Origin of the sequence: Kocuria sp. ZOR0020, assembly GCF_000800955.1 — a bacterium.
GTDB lineage: Bacteria > Actinomycetota > Actinomycetes > Actinomycetales > Micrococcaceae > Kocuria > Kocuria subflava.
Genome location: NZ_JROX01000159.1, coordinates 25,867 through 47,176 on the forward strand (window position 1 = coordinate 25,867; position 21,310 = coordinate 47,176).

The following is a 21,310-nucleotide window of genomic DNA, read 5'->3' on the forward strand; positions in this document are numbered from 1 at the left end:
GGCTGCCCGAACGGGGTTGATTGAACATGGCCAAGAAAACCAAGAAATCCGCTCAGTCCTCCCACGGTGACAGCACCCCCGCAGTGGTCTTTCTCCACAACGCCGGGGTGGCCTTCCGGGAGGCCTCCTACGTTCATGACGACGACGTCACCAACTTCGGTGCCGAGGCCGCCCAGGCGCTGGGGGTAGAGCCTGACCGCGTGTTCAAGACGTTGCTGGTCTGCCCCGCCGACTCCACGGCGGGCTCCTCCTCCAAGACCTTTGGTGTGGTGGTGCTCCCCGTCAACCGTCAGGTCTCCATGAAGGTCGCCGCATCTGCCTTGGGGTGGAAGAAGGCAAAGATGGCTGACCCGGTGGCCGCGCAGCGTCACACCGGGTACGTGGTGGGTGGCATTTCCCCGTTCGGGCAGAAGCAACCATCCCCCACGGTCCTGGAGGCCGCGGCCCTGGAGCAGAGCTCCATCTACGTCTCAGGTGGCCGGCGTGGTCTGGACGTGGAGGTGGCACCGGAGGATCTGGTCTCAGCGCTGGGCGCGGTGGTTGCTCCCATCAGTGCCTGAGACCAACGGCTTCAACCATGCCCTGACAGCGTTCTCCCAGCGCTGGGGAGCCACATTCCACTCCTTGGTGTGGCGTGCCTTCCGGAAGGCCACGAACTCCACCAACGGCGAGAGCCGGGCGAGCTGCCGTCCTGCGGTGTCCGGGACGAATTCATCGTCCTTTGAATGCAGAATCAGCGTGGGCGTGCGCAGTTCCCGGTAGCGGGTGACCCAATCAAGGCTGGCCAGGTCCACCGGAGCGGCCAAGCCCGTCAGGTGGCGTCCGCGCCGTGAACTGATCAGCCCGGAGGCACGGCGACCGATGGCCGCCGGCAACTTCCGGTTGGCGGTGTGATGCGTGAACAGTGTGAACCAGTCCACCACCGGACCGGTCAGCACCATGGCCACAATGTCACCGCGGTAGAACGACTGATCGGCCGTGGCCATGCAGATGGCCCCACCCATGGACCAACCGAACAACACGATCTGTGTGGCACCACGGGACTTGGCGTAAGAGATGGCCACCTGAACGTCTTTCCATTCGGTGAAACCCAACCCGTAGCGCCGGTCCGCAGACGACGGTGCCTCCCGGTCATTGCGGTAGGAAATCAACATGGAGGTCAGCCCCAACTCTTGGGCCACCGCCACCGCCCGGAGGCCCTCCATCCTCTGGGCTCCACGGCCGTGGACCATGATCGCCCAGGGGCCTTCGATCAACCGGGGGCGCTGCCCCTCCTGCGTGACCTGCTCGTCCGCAGGAATGACCCAGGCCGGAGCCAGACCCACCTCAATGGGAATCTCCACGTCTTCAAAGGCGTAGCCGGCATGAGCGGGATCCGGATACACCGTCCCGGACCACCAGCCCTTGGTGGCCGTGCTGAGATCCCCCGAATAGACCTCCTCCACCGTCCGGACCACTTCCGAGGTGGCAGGGGACCACGACTTGATGGCACCGATCCGGGCGTGACCCGCTCCGGCGTCGAATCGCAGACTGTAAACACCGTCCACGGTGGTTTCCACGGTGGCAGCCAGGGTGACTTCACCGGCCCCAGGCGGCGGGACCGTCCCGTCTGCGGGAACCGGAGCCGGGGTGAAGGAGATGATGTTCAGATCCTCTGAGCGGTACCGCGGAGGCACCACCACCTGGCGGGCAAGATAGGCGGCCACGGCAGAGGTCAGCCCAAAGGTCAGGGATGCCGTGCCGGCCATGGCTGCAGCACCCACCACGGCACCGCGCTTCCACCCGGAAGGTGCCTGCGCAAGATCCGTACCACTAAATCCGGTGGCGGTGCTGCGGGATGCCGGACGGGGGATTCCACCTGGAGTCATGCCTGCCATCCTGTCACGGCATAAGACCGCCGGCTCAAGCGTTGTCACCAACAGGCCGAAGCCTCCGCTGAGACCTGCGGTGAGCCGGTCTGCCGAGTCCACACCACCATCTGAAAGGCAGAGATGTCTGAGCAACAGGATGCCGCCACCCACCAGAACGCCCCTGCGCCCACTCCGGCGTCGTCGTCGGAGCCCACAAACAGCGCCAACCCCATGTCTCGTACGGAAGACCAGTGGCGCGCGGTGCTGACTCCCCAGGAATTCCACGTGCTGCGGGAAGCGGGCACGGAGCGCCCGTTCACCGGCGAGTACTGGGACACGGAGACCGAGGGCGTCTACGCCTGCCGCGGTTGCGGTGCCGAGCTGTTCCGATCAGAGACCAAGTTTGGTTCCCACTGCGGATGGCCCTCGTTCTACCAGCCCTTGGCGCAGGACCGGGTCCGCTACATCCGTGACACCACCCTGGGCATGGAACGCGTGGAAGTACGCTGCGCGGCTTGTGACTCCCACCTGGGGCACGTGTTCTCCGGAGAGGGCTACCCCACCCCCACGGATCAGCGGTACTGCATCAACTCCGTGTCCATGCGGTTGCACCCGACAGGAGACTGAGCACCGGATGACTGTGGCCGGGCCACTCCGGGCCTGGCATCACGTCCAGAGGCCAGGTGTGGGGAGTTGGTCACAGTCGGCGGCAGGCGGCGTGCCACCGGAGGGTGACCCACGGCTGCCCCTACCCTGGAACCCGTGGGCGCGGTGACTGATTTGCATGAGGGGCTGGGTCGTTTTCGAGCGGCCGTGGCCTCCCTGCGCGCTGCGCAATGCCGCCCGGAGATCGAGTTGAATCAGATCTCCGTTCCCATGGGTCCCAGCGACTCCGTGGCGTTTTCCGCCACCGTCACCGATGCCACCGCCAGCGCCGCCGTGGTGGCCTCCTATCCCGGAATGAGCGCGATCGGGCGCACCGGCTCGGACGAGCTGGCCGAAGGGCGTTTCATCCTGAGCCACGCCCCCTCCCGCAGCGCGGAATGGGGTAACGAGTTCCGGATCGTCACCTTTGTCAAGGCTCAGGTGGAACGCGACCTCGGCCACGACCACATGTTGGCCTCCGTGGCCTGGAGTTGGCTGTTGGAATCCCTGGAACGCAACGGTGCCGCCTTCACCGGTGAAGGCGGCACCGCCTCACGGGTGGTGGCTGAAGGATTCGGTCAGTTGGCAGACACAGGTGAGGACATCGACGTCGAACTCCGTGCCTCCTGGACCCCCACGGACCAGAACTTTGGTGCGCACCTGGAGGCGTGGGCTGACATGGTCTGCACGTTTGCGGGTCTGCCCCCGGTGACCGACGGCGTCATCCCCCTGACCGGCCGTTAGCCCGCCACGGCGATCGGGGCGAAACCCCAGAAGTCGCCGGCCTCATCTGAGGCGCACCACCCTGTAGGGACGTGGCCTGCATCGGCCACAGGAGAACTGAGGAACTGACCGCAAACCGTGAGCACCACTGGCACACCACAGCACGCCACTGACGGTGGCACCCGGGCGCGCAACAGCTCCGGTGCCACGCAGAGCGCACCGGCGCTTGTGGTACCGGGATTCGAGGACTTCACCGTGCCGGAAACGGTCCACCTGGACCGTCCCCATGAGGGAATCCCCCGCGTGCTCAACTCCTTCTCCCAGGTGGAACGGGCAGCAGGCGAGCTGGCTGCAGGCCACGGCCCCGTGGCCGTGGACACCGAGCGGGCCAGTGGGTTCCGGTACGGGCAGCGCGCCTTTCTGGTGCAGTTGCGGCGTGAGGGCACCGGCACCATCTTGATCGACCCGGAGGCCGTGGGGTCCCTGGCCGTGGTCAACGAGGCCCTGAAGGGTGTTGAGTGGGTGCTCCATGCAGCAACCCAGGACCTCCCCTGCCTACGGGACCTGGACATGTGGCCGGATAAGCTCTTTGACACCGAACTGGGTGGGCGCCTGGCAGGCCTGGCCCGTGTGGGTCTGGCTGCGGAAACAGAAGAACTTCTGGGGTTCACCCTCTCCAAGGAACACTCGGCCGTGGACTGGTCCAAGCGACCCCTGCCGGAATCCTGGTTGACCTACGCCGCTCTGGACGTGGAAGTCCTGGTACAGCTGCGGTGGGCCGTGGAGGACCTTCTGCGTGAACAGGGCAAGTTGGACTGGGCGCTGGAGGAATTCGAGTCCATTCGCAGCGCCGATCAGCCCGTACCGCGCAAGGATCCATGGCGGCGAACCTCTGGGATCACCAAGGTTCGTAACCGCCGTCAACTCACCGCCCTGCGGAATCTGTGGTCTGCCCGGGAGGAGCTGGCCAAGAACCGGGATGTCTCCCCCGGCCGTCTGCTGCCTGACTCAGCGCTGGTGGCCGCTGCCATCACCATGCCCCGCACGGTGCCCCAACTGCTCAAGACCCCGGGCTTCCACGGTCGGGCAGCCTCCCGTGAAGCCCCCCGGTGGTTGACCGCCCTGCAGGAGGCCCGCCGGGAGGAGGAGCTGGTGCCCTTCAACATCGCCTCGGATGCCCTTCCGCCGGTCAAGGCCTGGGAGACCAAACGCCCCGCGGCGGCCACCCGCTTGAAGGTCTTCAAACCGGCCATCGCGGATCTGGCGGCAGAACACACCATGCCCACTGAAAACATGCTGGTGCCTGAACACCTGCGCCGTCTGGCATGGGATCCGCCCGCCGCTGCCACCCCAGCCGCAGTGGGCCAGACGCTCACGGAGCTGGGCGCACGTTCCTGGCAGGTCGACCTGGCAGCCCCCGTGCTCGCCGAACTACTGGGGCAACAACACCCCGGGTCCTGACCCGGCACGTCAAACCCGGGCCCGCAGGTCAAACCCGGGCCTGGCACATCAAACAAGCGCCAGACACACAACTGCCCCGCGCCAACAACACGGTGCGGGGCAGTTGTTCACGCTCGGATTCAGCTAATGGAATTCCGATTCAACTGATGGAATCCGATTCAGCTGGTGGAACCCGGAGTCGGCTGGACGGGACCGGGACCCGGCTTGGGGGCACCGGCGTCCTTGGATGCGCCGTCCAGGTTGTCCGTGGCGTCCCCGGACTTGCTCTTGGAGGCCTGATCGGCCTTGTCCTTGGCGGCGTCGGCGGCATTGCCCGCAGACTCCTTGGCCTTGGCTGTGGCGGACTTGGCGGCATCAGCAGCCTTCTCCCCCACCACGGGTGCTTGTTCCTTGACGGTGGCCGCAGCCTTCTCCGCACCTTCCTGGACCTTGCGGCGGACCTCAGGGTCCTCCACCACGCCGGTCACCTTGGCCTGAACCTTCTCGTACGGCTCGCGACCCATGTAGGAACCGACCAGGAAGCCTGCTCCGAAGCCGACCACAAATGCAGCTTTCCTCAACATCTCTGGATTCCTTTCGTTGCCCAGCGGGAACACCCCGCTCTCCAAGATCTCAGCCTACTGAGAAGTGATGGGTGCTACAACGTGGCGCGCGTACGCAAGTCGGTGCACGTCGTCGTGAATTCTGATCCTCCCGCAAGGATCAGCGCTCCCCCACGTGAGTGTGGGTCTCTGCGCTGTCATCCACGGGCCGTGCGTACGGAACCTTGGTGCCCAAAACGGAGGCCAGGGTGTCCTGGGCAATGCGCTGCGCGGTCAAACCCACCCTCTGAAGGATCTGGTCCCGGGAGGCGTGGGTCAGGAACTCGGTGGGCAGACCTACCTCATTGAGAGCGGTGTCCACTCCGGCATCCCGCAGGCTTTGGCGCACCAGGGACCCGATGCCACCTGAACGCACGCCGTCCTCCACCACCACCACGATCCGGTGGTTACCGGCAAGCCGAGCCAACGACGACGGCACCGGCAAGACCCAGCGCGGATCCACCACTGTGGCGGTCACACCGTGTGCTTCCAGGCGCGCAGCGGCATCCAGGCACACCTCTGCCATGGAACCCACTGAGACCAACAGGACGTCACGGTCGTGATCCGGCACCTCTTCACCGGTGCCGGTGCGCAGCAGCACGTCAACGCCGTCTTCCAACCGCTCCACGGCGGGGATCTGCGGCCCCACGTTGCCCTTGGGGTAGCGGATCACGGTGGGAGCATTGTTGATGGCAACGGCCTCACGCAGTTGTTCCACCAGGCTGGGTTCATCCCTGGGGGCTGCCAGGTGAAGGCCGGGCACGATCTGCAGCAGGGCAAGGTCCCACATGCCGTGATGGCTGGGACCGTCCGGTCCGGTCACCCCGGAGCGGTCCAGCACCACGGTCACCCCGGCCTTGTGCAGGGCCACGTCCATCAGGAGTTGGTCGAACCCGCGGTTCAGGAAGGTGGCGTACAGGGCCACCACGGGGTGCAGGCCGCCGAAGGCCATGCCGGCGGCCATGGTTAGTGCGTGCTGTTCGGCAATGCCCACGTCCACCACGCGGTCCGGGTGTGCTGCCTGCATCTTCTGCAGTCCCACGGGGATCAACATGGCCCCGGTGACCCCCACGATGTCTTCGCGTTCATCGGCGATCGCTGCGATTTCATCTCCGAACACCGCGGTCCAGGAGCGCCCTGAGCTGGGCTTCATGGGCTGCCCGGTCTCCGGGTTGATGGTGCCCACGGCGTGGAACATGTCCGCCTCATCCGCCAACGCCGGCGGATAGCCGTGACCCTTCTCCGTGATGGCATGCACGATCACGGGCCCACCAAAGTTCTTGGCATTGCGCAGGGCCTGCTCCAAGGCTTCCTGATCGTGCCCGTCCACCGGTCCCACGTACTTCATGCCCAGATCCGCGAACAGCCCGTGGGGCACCACCACGTCCTTGAGCCCCACCTTCATCCCGTGCAGTCCACGGTAGGCGGCCTGGCCGATGGGCCCGGCGTTCTTCAACCCGTCCTTGACGGTGGTCAGCAGTTCCTCGTACCGGCGGTCCGTTCGCACGGCGTCCACACCCTGTTGCACGTCCGCTTTGAGGTTGTGCAGTTGGCGGGCCAATCCACCCACGGTGGGGGCGTAGGAACGGCCGTTGTCATTGACCACAATCACCACGCGCCGGTCAGGATCCCCGGCAATGTTGTTGGCAGCCTCCCAGGTCATGCCGCCGGTCATGGCGCCGTCGCCAACCACGACGACGACCGTCCGGTCCCCCTGTCCCGTCATGCCGAAAGCACGTGAGATGCCGTCCGCCCAGGACAGAGACGATGATGCGTGGGAGGACTCCACGACGTCGTGCTCTGACTCCCGGCGATCCGGGTAGCCGGCCAAACCGCCCTCCTGGCGCAGCGTGGTGAAATCCTGGCGGCCCGTTAGCAGCTTGTGCACGTAGGACTGGTGCCCCGTGTCAAAAACGATGGGGTCACGCGGGGAGTCGAACACCCGGTGCAAGGCAAGCGTCAGCTCCACCACACCCAGGTTGGGGCCCAGGTGACCGCCCGTGGCCGCCACGTTGGTCACCAGGAAGTCGCGGATCTCCTGCGCCAGTTCAAGCAGTTCCTGCTGTGACAGTGCCTCCAGGTCCTCCGGACCGTTGATGCGCTCGAGCAGGGTCATGGTTGTCCTCCTGGCCCCCGGTAGTTCCTCATCCATCGATCGTACGCGTCCACGGCCTCCCGTGCTTTCATCTGGCCCCTCTGACGGCGCCGTGGACCGAGCCAGGGGCACCGCGTGGTGGCCACCGGTCAGCGCCCCGGAACCAGGGTCGGTTCCGCCACCACCGTGTTCGGTTGCGACCACGTGGGGCCCGGAAAAGTGGCGAAATCGAACATGACCGTGGCGCAACCGGACAGCCGGTGACGGTCTGGCCGCATGAGTTGGGCCCGCCCCGTGCATGACGGGGCGGGCCCAACCCGTCAACCAATCAGTGGAAACTGATCAGTTGGCCGCGATCTGGCGCAGCACGTACTGCAGGATGCCGCCGTTGCGGTAGTAGTCGGCCTCACCTGGGGTGTCGATGCGAACATCGGCGTCGAACTCCACGGTGGAGCCGTCTTCCTTGGCGGCGGTGACCTTGACGGTCTTGGGGGTCTGGCCCTCGTTGAGAGCGGTGACTCCTGCGATCGAGAAGGTCTCCGTGCCATCCAGGTTCAGGGACTCGGCGGACTCACCGGCGGGGAACTGCAGCGGCAGCACGCCCATGCCGATCAGGTTGGAGCGGTGGATACGCTCGTAGGACTCGGCGATCACGGCCTCGATGCCCAGCAGCGCAGTGCCCTTGGCCGCCCAGTCACGCGAGGAACCGGAGCCGTACTCCTTGCCTGCCAGGACGACCAGCGGGGTGCCGGCTTCCTGGTAGTTCTGGGAGGCGTCGTAGACGTAGGCCTGCGGGCCACCCTCCTGGGTGAAGTCGCGGGTGAAGCCACCCTCAACGCCGTCCAGCAGCTGGTTCTTGATGCGGATGTTGGCAAAGGTGCCGCGAATCATGACCTCGTGGTTACCACGGCGGGAGCCGTAGGAGTTGAAGTCCTTGCGCTCCACGCCGTTGGCCACCAGGTACTGACCGGCCGGGGTCTCCGACTTGAAGGAACCAGCCGGGGAGATGTGGTCGGTGGTGACCGAATCGCCCAGCTTGAGCAGCACGCGGGCTCCCTCGATGTCGGAGACCGGGGTGGTCTCCATGGTCATGCCCTCAAAGTACGGTGGCTTGCGCACGTAGGTGGAGTTCTCATCCCACTCGAAGACCTTGCCCGTGGGGGTGTCCAGGTTCTGCCAGCGCTCATCCCCGTCAAAGATGGTGCCGTACTCGTTGGTGAACATCTCCGTGTCGATCGAGGCGTCGATGATCTTCTGGACCTCGGCCGGATCCGGCCAGATGTCCTTCAGGAAGACGTCGTTGCCATCGGCATCCTGGCCCAGGGCCTGGGACTCGAAGTCGAAGTCCATGTTGCCGGCCAGAGCGTAAGCGACCACCAGCGGCGGGGAGGCCAGGTAGTTCATCTTGATGTCCGGGTTGATACGGCCCTCAAAGTTACGGTTGCCGGAAAGCACCGAGGTCACGGCGAGGTCGTTGTCCTGGATCGCCTGGGAGATCTCATCCTCGAGCGGGCCGGAGTTGCCGATGCAGGTGGTGCAGCCGTAACCCACGATGTAGAAGCCGAGCTCCTGCAGTGCAGGGACCAGGCCGGACTTCTCGTAATAGTCGGTGACCACCTTGGAGCCCGGGGCAATGGAGGTCTTGACCCACGGCTTGGCCTTGAGCCCCTTCTCCACCGCATTGCGGGCCAGCACGGCGGCAGCCATCATCACGGACGGGTTGGAGGTGTTGGTGCAGGAGGTGATCGAAGCGATCGAGACCGCACCGGTCTCCAACTCGAACTCGCGGCCGTCTGCCATGGACACCGATGCCGACTCCGCGCCCTTGGAGGACGGGTAGTTGGTGATGTCCTTGGCGAACTGCTCCTTGGACTTGGACAGCTCGATGCGGTCCTGGGGGCGCTTGGGTCCGGAGATGGACGGCACCACGGTGGAGAGGTCCAGTTCCAGGTACTCGGAGAACTCGATCTCGCGGGAGGGATCGTGCCACATCCCCTGTTCCTTGGTGTAGGCCTCCACCAGAGCAACCTGCTCGGCGGAGCGCCCGGTCAGGCGCAAGTAGTCCATGGTGACGTCGTCGATCGGGAAGATCGCGGCGGTGGAACCGAACTCGGGGCTCATGTTGCCAATGGTGGCGCGGTTGGCCAGCGGCACCGCACCCACGCCTTCGCCGTAGAACTCCACGAACTTGCCGACCACACCGTGGGCGCGCAGCATCTCCGTGATGGTCAGCACGACGTCGGTGGCGGTGGCGCCGGAGGGGATCTCTCCGGTGAGCTTGAAGCCGACCACACGCGGGATCAGCATGGAGATGGGCTGGCCCAGCATGGCTGCCTCGGCCTCGATGCCACCCACGCCCCAGCCGAGAACGCCGATGCCGTTCTCCATGGTGGTGTGGGAGTCGGTGCCCACGCAGGTGTCCGGGTAGGCCCGGGTCACGCCGTCGACCTCGCGGGTCATGACCACGCGAGCCAGGTTCTCAATGTTGACCTGGTGGACAATGCCCATGCCCGGGGGGACAACCTTGAAGTCGTCGAATGCGGTCTGGCCCCAGCGCAGGAACTGGTAACGCTCCCCGTTGCGCTGGTACTCGATGTCCATGTTGCGCTCGATCGCCTGGCTGTTACCGAAGGAGTCGATCTGCACGGAGTGGTCGATGACCAGCTCGGCGGGTGCCAGCGGGTTCACACGGGCGGGGTCGCCGCCGAGTTCGGCAATGGCCTCACGCATGGTGGCAAGGTCCACGATGCAGGGCACGCCGGTGAAGTCCTGCATGATCACACGGGCAGGGGTGAACTGGATCTCCGTGTTGGGCTGGGCGGATGGATCCCAGTTGGCCAGGGCCTCGATGTGGGCCTGGGTGATGTTCGCTCCGTCCTCGGTACGCAGCAGGTTTTCCAACAAAACCTTGAGGCTGAACGGGAGCTTCTTTGCTCCTTCCAGCGCGTTCAGACGGTAAATCTCATACTCTTTGCCATTGACGTCAAGAACGCCCTTGGCTCCGAAACTGTCCACGGTGCTCATATTGCCCGGAACTCCTCTCGCCACGGTTGTGCTGTACCGCGGACGTCATGGGGTCGCTTCCGTGACCGGCACTCGTGGCCGGCCGGCGACGTCGACGTCCCGGCAGTCGCCGCCCAATATACCGCTTTCAGACACCTGCACAGGTTGCGACGCCGTCTTACGACTCCGTTTGACGACAATTTGTCACCCGGCTGCTGCACAGTCAGCCGCTGACCCCCTGTGCCAACCTCACCGGGTGAGGGTCACCAGGGTTTCCAGGTGGTGGGTGTTGGGGTACATGTCCAGTCCGGAGATGGATCGGATCTGCCAACCGTGGTGCCGGAACCGCGCCAGGTCCCGCGCCAACGTTGCCGGGTCGCAGGACAGGTAGACCACCCGCTGCGGTTGCAGCGCGTGAATGGCATCCACCACAGCTTTGCCAGCACCGGCCCGCGGGGGATCCAGAACCACGACGTCGGGGCTCGCCACAGCGGGACGCTTGCCGTTGCCACTGCTGCGGAGCTCAGAACCAGACCGCCTGCGGCGAGTTCCCCCACTGCCTTGAGTGCCCTGGCTGCGAGCGCCGTGACGCCCACGCGGGGCCCGAACACGCTCCGGCCAGATCCGGGCCAGGCTGCGTTCCACCTCCCCGCGCTCAACGTCCACGTGGGGAAGCTCGGCAAATGTGGCGGCGGCATCCGCGCTGGTGACCGGCGATCCCTCAACAGCCACCACCCGCCCGGACTCCCCCACGGTCTGTGCCAGGGCCGCTGTGAACAACCCGGCGCCTGAGTACAGGTCCAGCACGGTCTGTCCGGGTTCAAGCCCTGCCGCTTGGCTGATCCGGGGCAGCAATGTGGATGGTGCCTGCCGGTGGATTTGCCAGAATCCTCCGGCGGAAACCGTCCAGGTCAGATCGCCCACACGTTCTTGCGTGTGGCCCCGGCCCATGAGCACTGCCGGTTCGCCACGCACCCCCTCGGCCGGCCCCAGAACCAGGGATGCCTCCGGGGAGACCGATTGCAGGTGGGACACCAGCCCAGCTTGAAGTCGTTCCGGCAGGTCCGCATCCCCCGCTGATGGTGGCGTGACCAGGACCAGAGGACCCGCTTCCCCGCTGGGTGCAGCCACATCCACTCGCACCACACCCCGCAGATCGGCCTGGGCCAGGTTCAGGTTGCGCAAGGCGGGGACCATGAGCGGAAAGTCATCCACCGCAACCAGGTGGTCACTGCGGTGCGGGTGCATGGCGATGACGCCGTCGTCGTTGACCGCAAAGTGGGCGCGGGTGCGCCACTGCAGCCCCAAAGGGTCTTCGTACGGCAGGGAGGTCACGATGGGCTGAAGGTCCTCCAGTTCCTCAGGCCTCAGTCCACCGATCCCACCCAGCAGCTCATGAAGCACCTGGGTCTTGATCTGGCGCTGGCGGGACACGGAGAGGTGGCCCAGCTCAGCTCCTCCCACGGGCTGAGCGCCGTCGGAGGCGCACAGAACGGCGTCAGCGGCTGCCCACGGGTGGTGCTCGCGTCGGTGTTCGGAGCCCGTGAGCACCTCAACGGCGTCCCCGCGCCAGAACTTGGCCTCTGGCTGGTGCTCGGTCAGACGTACCCGGACCTGCTCCCCCACATCCGCATGCCGGACGAACACCACACGACCCTGATCCGTGCGTGCCACGGTGTGCCCGCCGTGGGCCCAGGCGTGCGGTGTCAGGATCAGTTCCGGGCCGTGGTGCTCGCGGTTCACAAGGTTCACGTGTTCTCCGTGGAGGTGGATGCCGGGCGGTCAGCGGCATGGGAATCAACGTGCCAGGGTACCGAAGCAATCATGACCCCGGGTTCAAGACGCAATCGATGCGCCAAGGCGGCCGTGGACTGGTTGTGCAGCACCCGCTCCCACCAGGAGCCCACCACGTACTCCGGGATGTAGACCACAACAAGGTCCCGTGGGGAGCGGCGTCGGACCCGGTGAAGGTGATCGATCACGGGCTGCACGGAATTGCGGTACGGGGCATCCAGGACCGTGACGGGCACAGGAACCTCCAGGCGCTGCCAGTCCTCCAGAATGCGGGAGGTCACCGCCGGCGACACATCCACCACCAAGGCTTCCAGTGTGGACGGACGTGAAGCGCGCGCGTAGGCCAGGGCACGCATGGTCGGCTTGCGCACCGAGGGCACGATGATCATGGCGTGCACCCGGGATGGCAGTGCCCTTGCGGAAGAGTTCTTGGCCAGCACCAGTTCCCGGTCCACGGCGTCGTAATGCTTGCGGATGGCTAGCATCAGCCCGCCCAGCACAGCCATGGCCAGCAGCGTGATCCACGCACCCTGCGCGAATTTGGTGACCAGCACGATCACCAGCACCGTGGCAGAGAAGACCAGAGCCACACAGGCCAGCACTGCCGGCCCCACCAGACGACGACGTTGCTGCGGCTGGTGCACGTTTCTGCGCTGCCGCTTCCAGTGCCGGACCATGCCGGCCTGGGTCACCGTGAAGGAGGTGAAGACACCCACCACGTAGAGCTGCACCAGGTCATTGACGTTGGCGCGGAAGACCACCACCAGAACGGCGGCTGCCACCAACAAGGCGATGATGCCGTTGGTGAAGGCGAACCGGTCCCCGCGGGCCTTGAGCTGACGTGGCAGGAACGAATCACGGGCCAGCCGGGATCCCAGGGCAGGGAATCCGGAGAATGCCGTGGAGGCAGCCACCATGAGCACCAACACCGTGGCCCCAATGACCACGTAGAACATGGGGGTTTCCAGGCCGAACACCGCACGTGCCAGCTGACCCAACAACGGGTTCTGGTAGAAGTGCTCCTCCGGCGCGTGACCGTTGATTCGCAACTGCGTGGCCGGGTCCAGAACCACCACGGCACCGGTGCGCTGCACCAGGTACATGACTCCCATCAGCAGCACGGCGGAGATCACGCCCATGATGGTCAGGATGGTCGCGGCATTGGCAGCCCGTGGCTTCTTGAGGTACTGCACGGAACCGGAGACTGATTCCACACCGGTCACGGCCACGGCCCCCGAGGAGAACGCCCGCAGAATCAACATGATCATGCCCAGCGTGGTCCACACCGTGTCCGAGCCGCCTGCCGGGAGCACCTCCCATGCAGCGGAAGGCGCCGGGTCCAGGGAACCGGTGCGGGATTCCACCAAGCCTGTGCCGATCAACACCAGCATGACGGTGATGAAGACATAGGTGGGAACAACCGTGGCCCGACCCATGAACCGCAGCCCACGCAGATTCAACAGCCCCGCCACCACAATGCCCACCAGGGCAACGGCCGTGCGGTGATCGATCAGGCTGGGGAAAGCTGCCGCCAGGTATTGCGCGGCCGCTGACATGGAGACCGCCACCACCAAGGTGAAGTCCACCATCAGGGCCGCACCCACCACCACGCCGGCTTTGCGTCCAACATTCTTGGAGGCGATCTCAAAGTCACCGCCACCGGAGGGATAGGCCCGCACGTTTTGACGGTAGGCGGCCACCACCACCGCCATGACCAGCACCACTGCCAGTCCCACCCAGGGCGAAATGGCCACCGCTGCCACACCGGCAAGGGCCAAGGTCAGCACGATCTCATCCGGTGCATAGGCCACTGAGGACAGAGCATCGGCGGAGAACACCGGCAGACCGGTTCGCTTGGACAGGGCGGTGTCAGCAAACCGTGCGTTGTGCAGGGGGCGCCCCACCAAGGTGGTCCGCACGGCATGGAAAAGGTTCACGGCCACAGGCTAGTCCTGTCTGCCCCTGTGCACCGGACCAGGCCCGTGTTGCCACCACCACACCAGCTCCCCATGTGAATCACCCGCGCCCACCTGCCCCGCCGGAACGGCCCGACTAATCTGAACTCATGCCGCATTTTGTGATCATGGGCGCCGGCCGCGTGGGAGTCATGTTGGCCCAAGCCTTGGAGGATTCAGGCCACTCCGTGGCAGTGATTGATCAGGACGACCGTTCACTGCGCCGCCTGCGCTCCACCTTCAGTGGCAAGAAAGTCACCGGCCACGGATTCGACCGTGACGTCCTGCGCCGGGCAGGCATTGAACAGGCGTACGCGTTTGCGGCCGTCTCCAGCGGGGACAACGCCAACATCCTGGCCACCCGCGTGGCCCGCGAAACCTTTGGCGTACAGCGTGTGGTGGCCCGCATTTATGACCCTGCCCGCGCCGAGTTCTACCAGCGGTTGGGCATCCCCACAGTGGCAGCCGTGCGGTGGTCAGCCGATCAGGTGCTGCGTCGGATGCTCCCTGAACAGCGCATTGCCGGTGACTGGCGGGAAGCCTCCGGCCGGTTGCAGTTGGGTGAGCTCGCCCTGCACGACTCATGGTCCGGATTCCATCTGGACGCCATACAAGAGGCCACGGGTGTCCGGATCGCCTTTGTCACCCGATTCGGTGAGGGCATTCTGCCGGGGGCCTCCACCAGCTATCAGAAGGGGGACATCGTGCACGCCATGATGCACATTGACGCCATCGACGACGTCGCCCGTGTGCTCGCCCAACCGCCGTCGGCAGAGGTGAAGGAGATGGCCCAGTCCATGCACCTGAATGATGAGAACAGCGAAGGGGTCGATCAGGCATGAAGGTGGCAGTGGTGGGTGCGGGCGCGGTGGGCTCCTCGATCGTTCGCGAACTGGCCGGGCACGGTCATGAGGTCCTGGTGATCGATGAGAAACCCGATGCAATCGGGCGTGCGGATCTGCGCAACAGCGGGTGGATCGTGGGGGATGCCTGTGATCCCGCCATTTTGCGTGAGGCGGAGTTGGAGCAGATGGACGTGATGGTGGCAGCCACCGGGGACGACAAGGTCAATCTGGTGGTCTCCATCATGGCACGCTCCGAGTTCGGTGTGCCGCGCACCGTGGGGCGGGTCAACAACCCTAAGAACGAATGGATGTTCGACCAAGCCTGGGGCGTTGACGTGGCGGTCTCCACGCCGCGACTGATCACCGCCTTGGTGGAGGAGGCCGTTGAGGTGGGTGATGTGGTGCGCCTGCTCAACCTGCAATCGGACCGCGCCACGCTCAACGCATTCACCGTGCCCCACGGACACACCGTCATCGCCACCACCGTGGGAGAGGTCCCCTGGCCACAGGATGCCACTCTGGTGGCCATCCTGCGTGACGGGATGCCCATTGCACCCACCCGCGACGATGTCATCGAGGCCGAGGATGAACTGTTCTTCCTGGCCACCGGCGACGGTGAACATCAGCTCCAGGTGTTGTTCAGTCGCTGAATCAGCGGGCTTAAGGAACCTGAATCCGGGCTGCTCAGCGGACCGCGGAAGCCTGCGGGCGCGAGACCATCCAAGCCAACCACAGCACCATGGCATACAGCGGCACGCCCATGACCAATCGCGCGATCCCCAGGGCGGCGACGTCGTCGGCAAAGTACAGCGGAAGCTGAACGGCCAGGCGGGCGGCGAACATGGCCACCACGAATCCCGTGGCCAGACGGTAAGCCTTCATGCGCAGCGGATCCGCGCGCCATCCGGTGCCTTCACCGCGGATGTAACCGAAGACCACGCCCAAAATCGGCCAGCGAACGGCCATGGAGATCAGCAACACCAGACCGTAGGCGGCGTTGATGAAGAAACCAGGAGTGTAGTAGTCCCGGGCCTCCCCTGTGGTGTTGGCAAACAATGCGCAGATGCCCACGCCGATAAGTCCGGAAACGGCTTGGACCAACGTCTGACGCTGCACCAGCCGCACCACCGTGAACACCACGGCCACGGCCAGGGCACCTACCAGGGCCGTGCCCAACTGGTTCGTGATGATCAACACCGTCAGGAACAGCGCGCCGGGCAGCAGGGCTTCTGTCAAACCGCGCCAGCCACCGATCGCGTGCATCACGTCCAGGTGGCCGTCTGCGGTGCGCCGCATCCCTGAGCGCTGGGCGTAGGCCGCAGCGACCTGATCGGCTGACGGATCCGTGTTCTGTTCCGGCTTCCCGTGGGGCTCCGTTGGGGAGGAAGTCACCGTTGCACCTTCTTGGCCACGATCTCGTACCGGGGGTTGAAAATGGTGGGCTGGTTCTCCCTGCTGCACAGCAGTCCCACGCAGTCCAGGACAACGCCCACGGCCACACCGGGTACTGCGCGCTGGCCTTGCCACACCAGGCGCACGGGGGTGGGCTGCGCCTTGGGATCGCGGTGGTTGGTGGCCATCAACAAGGCGGTGAACTGTGCGGTTGCCTGAGCAGGTGCCACTCCCACCTCAGCCACCACACCGGCGGCCCGGACTGATTGGCGGGCCCCTCCTGCGCGCGTGGTCAGATCAACGTCTGCCACCGGGGTGACCGCCACCGGCATGGAGCGCGTCAACACGGAGGACATGGAGGCCGTGCACGGAACGCTCGGGTCAGTCACCGGACCTCCGCGATCTCCGGGCCACGTTCCGGCGGCTGCGTGGTCGTACTGGACTGAGCTGAGCCATTGTTCTGCGGCCGGGCAGGAGGTGCGCTGCCTTGGGCGGGGCCCACTCGTTGGGCACCCTCCGGGACGTTCAGGGGCAGCAGGTCACGGGGAGGCATGGGATCCTTGCCGCGAACCACCACCAGGCCGCGAATCAGTTCGTCGAACTTCTTGGAGGCCTCGGGATCGATGGCCGCTGCACCGGAGATCACGGTGCGCAAGAACCAGCGTGGGCCATCGATTCCCACGAATCGGGCAGGACGGTAGCCGGTGGTTCCTTGGGAGGTCTTAGCTGGGAACCGCGCGCGCAGCTCGGTGCCGAAGGTCCCCTCCACGGCTTCCGGAGCACCGTTGTTGCCCTGTAGGGAGGTGGTGAGGTCCTGGCGGATCTCCTCCCACAGCCCGGCGGTCTTGGGGGCGGCGAACGCTTGGACCTGGGCTGTGGAGCCTGCCACGTCCAAAGTGATGGCCCGTGGGCGCTTGGTCTTTTCATCCACTTCCAGCCGCAACCCCACACCGGGCTGGGGCTTGATCAGGATGGAGCCCAGATCCAGGTAGTCATCCTTGGATTCGATCTCGGAAACGTCGTACGGGCCGTTCGCGCGGACGTCGTCGTCGTTGAACGGCGCGGTCTCAGCCTGAGATGCGCTCGCCGAAGCCTCCGGGGAGTCTGCGTTCTTCTTCTTGCGTCCAAACATTTCTGGGTTTCTCTCAAATCTCTGGATGAGCGGAAGGCGGGGCTGCCGGTCCTTCGGCGGGTGCGCCGCGCCCGGGAGGTCCCGGCGCGGTGCTTCACTGACTGCCGGAGGACCCGAATCCTTGGTCGCCACGCTCAGTGACATCCAGTTCAGTCACTTCGACGACGTCTACCACCGCCACCCGTTGGAGGACCAGCTGAGCAATCCGGTCTCCACGTTCGATGCGGAAGGCGTGGGTGGTATCAGTGTTGAGCACGGTGACCTTGACTTCACCCCTGTACCCAGAATCCACTGTTCCGGGCGCGTTGACCACCGTGATGCCATGTTTGGCGGCCAATCCGGAGCGAGGGTTCACAAAACCGGCCCACCCTTCCGGGACGGCGATGGCCACGCCCGTGGGAATCAACGCACGTTGACCGGGTTCCAGAACAACGGACTCCCGGGCGCGCAAGTCCATTCCGGCATCCCCCGGCCGCGCGTTCACCGGCAACGGCAGATCAGGGTCCAGTCGCTGAATGCGCAGTTGGAGCCGTTGCGGAGCCTGATGGTTCTGGTGAGGGTCGGTCACAGTGCCCCACTTTAACCATGCCTGCGCCAAGACCCCATTCGGCTCCGCTGCCCCGGGCGCATCCCTGCAGACGTGAGATCATGGCGATCATGACGCAGGACAACAACCCTTCACCTCACGCACCTGTGGAGAACACCTCCGCCCAAGACTTTCCCGCCGTGGAGAACACCGTGCTCTACCACGAGCGTTTGAACCCGGCGTGGTGGATGTGGCTGCTGTTCCTGGGCTTTGGACTCTCCGTGCTGATTGCCCTGGCACCCATTGCCATGTGGTTGGGCATTGTGGGCGCGCTGCTGGCGGTAGCCATCTGCGCCGTGGTGGCCTACACACGAGCCACAGCCATTGTGGTGACTGATCACGACCTGCAAGTGGGCCGAGCACGGATCGAGCGCAGGTTCGTGGGCCTGGTGGAACCCTTCACCGACCCCCAGGAGATCCGGCAGGTGCGCGGGCCACAACTGGATGCCCGCGCCTACATGAACTTCTCTGCCTCCGTGGGGCCGATCTGCCGGATCGAGATCACCGATCCCGTGGATCCCACCCCGTACTGGTTGGCTTCCACCCGCCGCCCCGCACTGTTGGCCGAGATCCTCAACGGCTGATGCTCGGCCACTCCCCTGGGACGGTAAAGCCCTGGGCAAGAAAAAACCCCACGCGGATGCGTGGGGTTTTTCATGCGTGTCTCAGCCGGCGCACTCGACGCAAATCTTCAGACCGTTGCGCTCCTCAGCCACCTGGGACCGGTGACGTACCAGGAAACATGACCCGCAGGTGAACTCGTCTTCCTGGGCCGGCAGCACCACAACGGAGAGTTCCTCATGGGACAGATCAGCACCGGGCAGCTCAAAACTCTCTGCTGCCACTGCCTCGTCCTCGTCAACGCTGGCGGACTGCTGGCCGCCGCGGCGTGACTTCAACTCCTCAATGGAGTCTTCCTTGAGTTCCTCGTCTTGCTTGCGCGGTGCGTCGTAATCTGTGGCCATCTCGTTCCCATCCATGCAAAGAACTGTGTGTAAACGTAGGCGGAGAACGCGCCCTCCAGTGGGGGAACTCGAGTGGCGACGTCGGCCCGTGTCGCTGAGATTGTTCACCATGAAGTCTCAAAAATCCAACCACAGCCGCTGACAACGGACGGTTGCCGAACAGATGTGATGCAACTCACTGCTAAGTAGGCTGTGTGTGACGTGGTCAGCACCAAAATGTCGCGCAGCGGCAGCGCCCATTAGACTGCTCCACAACACTGAGTGCCACTTCCCCACATGGGCTGCACACACCCTCCCCCGCCACTGCCGGTGAGGACCGTGCCAGCCCGTCCCGCCGCACTCGAGAACCCGAAAATCTGTAGCGGAGGCTGGAGAAGCATGGATGAATTGCGCCTTGTGGGCGTTCACGACGACGGCGAGCACCTGGTCCTCCAGGATGCAACCGGCGGGCGCTTCCTGCTTGTGCTGGACCAGCAACTGCGCGGCACCGTGCAACGTGCACGCCGCGTGGCACCACGACGCAACACCAACGTCTCCGGGGATTTCGGCCCCCGTGAGATCCAGGCACGCTTCCGGGCCGGTGCCACGGTGGATGACATCGTGGAGGAGTCCGGCTGGGAGGCTGCCCGGGTGAAGCGCTACGAGTGGCCCATCCTGGCCGAACGCGCCCACGTGGCACGTGAGGCCCAGAAGGTGGAGGTGGTCACCGGCACGCCCCGCAACGCCAGCTTCCGCTCCGTGTTCGACGGCGAACCCCAGACCCTGGCCCGAACCGTGGCATCCCACGCTGCTGATCTGGGTGTGGCCACCACGTCCTTGGACTGGGACGCCTGGCAGCGTCCCGACCAGCAGTGGCAGGTCACAGTCCGGTTCCGTTTGAGCAACCCCGCTGTCACACCACAGGACGTGGTGGACCAGCAACCTGCCGCCCAATGGATCTTCAACCCGGCCGGCCTGACCGTCACGGCTGACAATCAATGGGCTCGTCTCTTGACCACAACCCCGGAGGACTCACGAGCTCTCTCAGGCAGTGACAGCCTGTTCGGTGCACCGCGTACACAGGCCACAACGCACGCAGTTGCGCCGTCGTCGACCCCCGAACCGGCACCTGAACAGCCGGCCGCAGACGTCGCTGAGCCCGTGGCCGAGCCCGCCCCTGACGCGGCCTCCGCAAGCGGTGACGCGCGGCAGCCCACCACGGCCGCCCAAGGTGCCTCCGCACAGGACACGGACGAGTTGCTGGAGGTCCTGGAGGCACGCCGTGGCCGGCGACTGGGGCAGGACACCGACTCGGATGACCACCTGGCCGAAATCCTGGGTCGGAACATGGGTCACGTGGACCGCCACCCGCGCCCGATTTCCGCCCCGCAGGACTCCACGCTCTTTGACGGCCCCGCTCACGCCGCTCAGGGTGATGCGGACCAGAGTGCTGGTTCTGACGCTGTATCCCACACCCAGACGCGTTCCGATGAAGCCGGTGCCGATCAGGAAGCCCCCACACAAGAGGCCACCATCCACCACCTGGGCCGCGCCGATGAGCGCACCAAGCCGGCCACGCCGGTGGTTGAGATCACAGACGACGACGCCCGTCCGTTGGACACGTCATCCCAGGCTGACCAGGAGGAATCCTCGGTCGCCGCCAAGGCCTCCCAGGACACGGTGACGCACCTGCGCGGTGCCCGGAAGGAACAGGGTGCGCATACGAATCAGGCTGAGGAAACTTCCCAGCAGGCTCACCAAGAGCCCACGGACGGCGCCGAAGCCAACACCGGTGATGCGGCGGGCCAGAACACTGCGACTGAATCCACTGACACCGTCGCCGAGCAGCAGTCGGACGAGTTCCCCGCTGCCGATGCAGACTCCGCAGCACAAGAACCCGCTGCGCGTCCGCGGCCCCGTGGCCGAGTGAACTCCAAGCGGTCACGCTCCTCCGTTCCCAGCTGGGACGAGATCGTGTTCGGCGCCAAGACCGACGACTGATCGGACCAGGATCCCCCCACCATGTCATCAACTCCACCCCCCTCTGCTCCCGAACCGTCCGGACGGCAAGAACCCCCCACGGAGAACCTCTCCACACAAGCGCACGCCTCGTCCCTTGAAGGTGCCGCCACCGCCGCGCTGCCCATGCAAGATCCTCAGCGCAGTGGTGTCACGGGGCGCAGCAAAGCGCTGGCCGCTGTGCTGCTGGGTCTGGTTGCTGCCCTGGTGCTGGCCGGAGCGGTGTACCTGGTGGTGCTGGCCACCTCCGGTGAGTCAGATGATGCCGCCGGTACAGGGGAGCAG

At 65.4% G+C, this 21,310-nt stretch carries 20 protein-coding genes; 9 read left to right on the forward strand and 11 right to left on the reverse strand.

Annotation, left to right across the window (positions count from 1 at the left end; translation table 11 throughout):
* Positions 1–26: 26 nt before the first annotated feature.
* Positions 27–560: a Cys-tRNA(Pro) deacylase gene (gene ybaK, locus L979_RS09830; protein ID WP_047692028.1), complete on the forward strand. Its 534-nt coding sequence runs from the start codon at positions 27–29 to the stop codon at positions 558–560.
* Here the strand turns inward: ybaK and L979_RS09835 are convergent.
* Positions 522–1,868, reverse strand: coding sequence for a S9 family peptidase (locus L979_RS09835; protein ID WP_081994245.1), 1,347 nt, complete (start codon positions 1,866–1,868; stop codon positions 522–524). The two genes, ybaK and L979_RS09835, sit on opposite strands and share 39 nt — an antisense overlap.
* 123 nt (positions 1,869–1,991) lie before the next feature.
* Here L979_RS09835 and msrB point away from each other — a divergent pair, with 123 nt between their 5' ends.
* The 3 genes from msrB to L979_RS09850 all read left to right on the forward strand — a co-directional run bounded on the left by msrB (position 1,992) and on the right by L979_RS09850 (position 4,679).
* Positions 1,992–2,477, forward strand: a complete 486-nt coding sequence (gene msrB / locus L979_RS09840; protein ID WP_047692029.1) for a peptide-methionine (R)-S-oxide reductase MsrB — start codon at positions 1,992–1,994, stop codon at positions 2,475–2,477.
* A 144-nt stretch (positions 2,478–2,621) separates the two neighbouring features.
* Entirely contained in the window at positions 2,622–3,239 is a 618-nt protein-coding gene (locus L979_RS09845; RefSeq protein ID WP_052209758.1) for a DUF3000 family protein, read from the forward strand.
* 207 nt (positions 3,240–3,446) lie between these two features.
* The gene (locus tag L979_RS09850) at positions 3,447–4,679 is read left to right on the forward strand and encodes an HRDC domain-containing protein (RefSeq protein WP_052209759.1); all 1,233 of its coding nucleotides are present in this window, start codon (positions 3,447–3,449) and stop codon (positions 4,677–4,679) included.
* A 158-nt stretch (positions 4,680–4,837) separates the two neighbouring features.
* On the opposite strand, the gene L979_RS14685 is transcribed toward L979_RS09850, so the two are convergent.
* The 5 genes from L979_RS14685 to L979_RS09875 form a co-directional block, all read right to left on the reverse strand.
* Positions 4,838–5,242 carry a hypothetical protein gene (locus tag L979_RS14685; RefSeq protein ID WP_052209752.1) on the reverse strand — a complete coding sequence of 135 codons (405 nt, stop codon included), beginning with the start codon at positions 5,240–5,242 and terminating at the stop codon, positions 4,838–4,840.
* Positions 5,243–5,381: 139 nt separating this feature from the next.
* Complete coding sequence (gene dxs, locus L979_RS09860; protein WP_047692030.1) at positions 5,382–7,376, reverse strand: 1-deoxy-D-xylulose-5-phosphate synthase; 1,995 nt, start codon at positions 7,374–7,376, stop codon at positions 5,382–5,384.
* Positions 7,377–7,697: 321 nt separating this feature from the next.
* Positions 7,698–10,379: an aconitate hydratase AcnA gene (acnA, locus tag L979_RS09865; protein WP_047692031.1), complete on the reverse strand. Its 2,682-nt coding sequence runs from the start codon at positions 10,377–10,379 to the stop codon at positions 7,698–7,700.
* Between the two features lie 228 nt (positions 10,380–10,607).
* Positions 10,608–12,110 (reverse strand): class I SAM-dependent RNA methyltransferase, encoded by a 1,503-nt coding sequence (locus tag L979_RS09870; RefSeq protein ID WP_231559487.1) that lies wholly within the window; start codon positions 12,108–12,110, stop codon positions 10,608–10,610.
* The gene (locus L979_RS09875; protein WP_047692032.1) at positions 12,107–14,095 is read right to left on the reverse strand and encodes an APC family permease; all 1,989 of its coding nucleotides are present in this window, start codon (positions 14,093–14,095) and stop codon (positions 12,107–12,109) included. The genes L979_RS09870 and L979_RS09875 overlap by 4 nt, the downstream gene beginning before the upstream one ends.
* A gap of 122 nt (positions 14,096–14,217) precedes the next feature.
* Here L979_RS09875 and L979_RS09880 point away from each other — a divergent pair, with 122 nt between their 5' ends.
* Both L979_RS09880 and L979_RS09885 read left to right on the forward strand, forming a co-directional pair.
* Positions 14,218–14,949 carry a TrkA family potassium uptake protein gene (locus L979_RS09880; RefSeq protein ID WP_047692033.1) on the forward strand — a complete coding sequence of 244 codons (732 nt, stop codon included), beginning with the start codon at positions 14,218–14,220 and terminating at the stop codon, positions 14,947–14,949.
* The gene (locus L979_RS09885) at positions 14,946–15,602 is read left to right on the forward strand and encodes a TrkA family potassium uptake protein (RefSeq protein WP_047692034.1); all 657 of its coding nucleotides are present in this window, start codon (positions 14,946–14,948) and stop codon (positions 15,600–15,602) included. The genes L979_RS09880 and L979_RS09885 overlap by 4 nt, the downstream gene beginning before the upstream one ends.
* Before the next feature lie 34 nt (positions 15,603–15,636).
* Here the strand turns inward: L979_RS09885 and L979_RS09890 are convergent, their stop codons facing one another.
* The 4 genes from L979_RS09890 to dut all read right to left on the reverse strand — a co-directional run bounded on the left by L979_RS09890 (position 15,637) and on the right by dut (position 18,044).
* A complete protein-coding gene (locus L979_RS09890) occupies positions 15,637–16,344 on the reverse strand; it encodes a DUF3159 domain-containing protein (RefSeq protein WP_047692035.1) in 708 nt (235 codons plus the stop codon).
* Positions 16,341–16,733, reverse strand: a complete 393-nt coding sequence (locus L979_RS09895) for a hypothetical protein (protein ID WP_052209753.1) — start codon at positions 16,731–16,733, stop codon at positions 16,341–16,343. The genes L979_RS09890 and L979_RS09895 overlap by 4 nt, the downstream gene beginning before the upstream one ends.
* Positions 16,730–17,476, reverse strand: coding sequence for a DUF3710 domain-containing protein (locus L979_RS09900; RefSeq protein WP_047692036.1), 747 nt, complete (start codon positions 17,474–17,476; stop codon positions 16,730–16,732). Before L979_RS09900 ends, L979_RS09895 begins: the two co-directional genes overlap by 4 nt.
* 94 nt (positions 17,477–17,570) lie before the next feature.
* Positions 17,571–18,044, reverse strand: a complete 474-nt coding sequence (dut, locus tag L979_RS09905) for a dUTP diphosphatase (RefSeq protein WP_052209754.1) — start codon at positions 18,042–18,044, stop codon at positions 17,571–17,573.
* Between the two features lie 89 nt (positions 18,045–18,133).
* Here dut and L979_RS09910 point away from each other — a divergent pair, with 89 nt between their 5' ends.
* Entirely contained in the window at positions 18,134–18,646 is a 513-nt protein-coding gene (locus L979_RS09910; RefSeq protein WP_081994256.1) for a DUF3093 domain-containing protein, read from the forward strand.
* A gap of 81 nt (positions 18,647–18,727) precedes the next feature.
* Here the strand turns inward: L979_RS09910 and L979_RS09915 are convergent, their stop codons facing one another.
* Positions 18,728–19,027 carry a DUF4193 domain-containing protein gene (locus L979_RS09915; protein ID WP_047692037.1) on the reverse strand — a complete coding sequence of 100 codons (300 nt, stop codon included), beginning with the start codon at positions 19,025–19,027 and terminating at the stop codon, positions 18,728–18,730.
* A 378-nt stretch (positions 19,028–19,405) separates the two neighbouring features.
* Between L979_RS09915 and sepH the strand changes: the two genes are divergently transcribed.
* Entirely contained in the window at positions 19,406–21,007 is a 1,602-nt protein-coding gene (gene sepH / locus L979_RS09920; protein ID WP_047692038.1) for a septation protein SepH, read from the forward strand.
* A 21-nt stretch (positions 21,008–21,028) separates the two neighbouring features.
* The coding region (locus tag L979_RS09925) for a hypothetical protein (protein ID WP_047692039.1) at positions 21,029–21,310 on the forward strand (282 nt) is incomplete at its 3' end.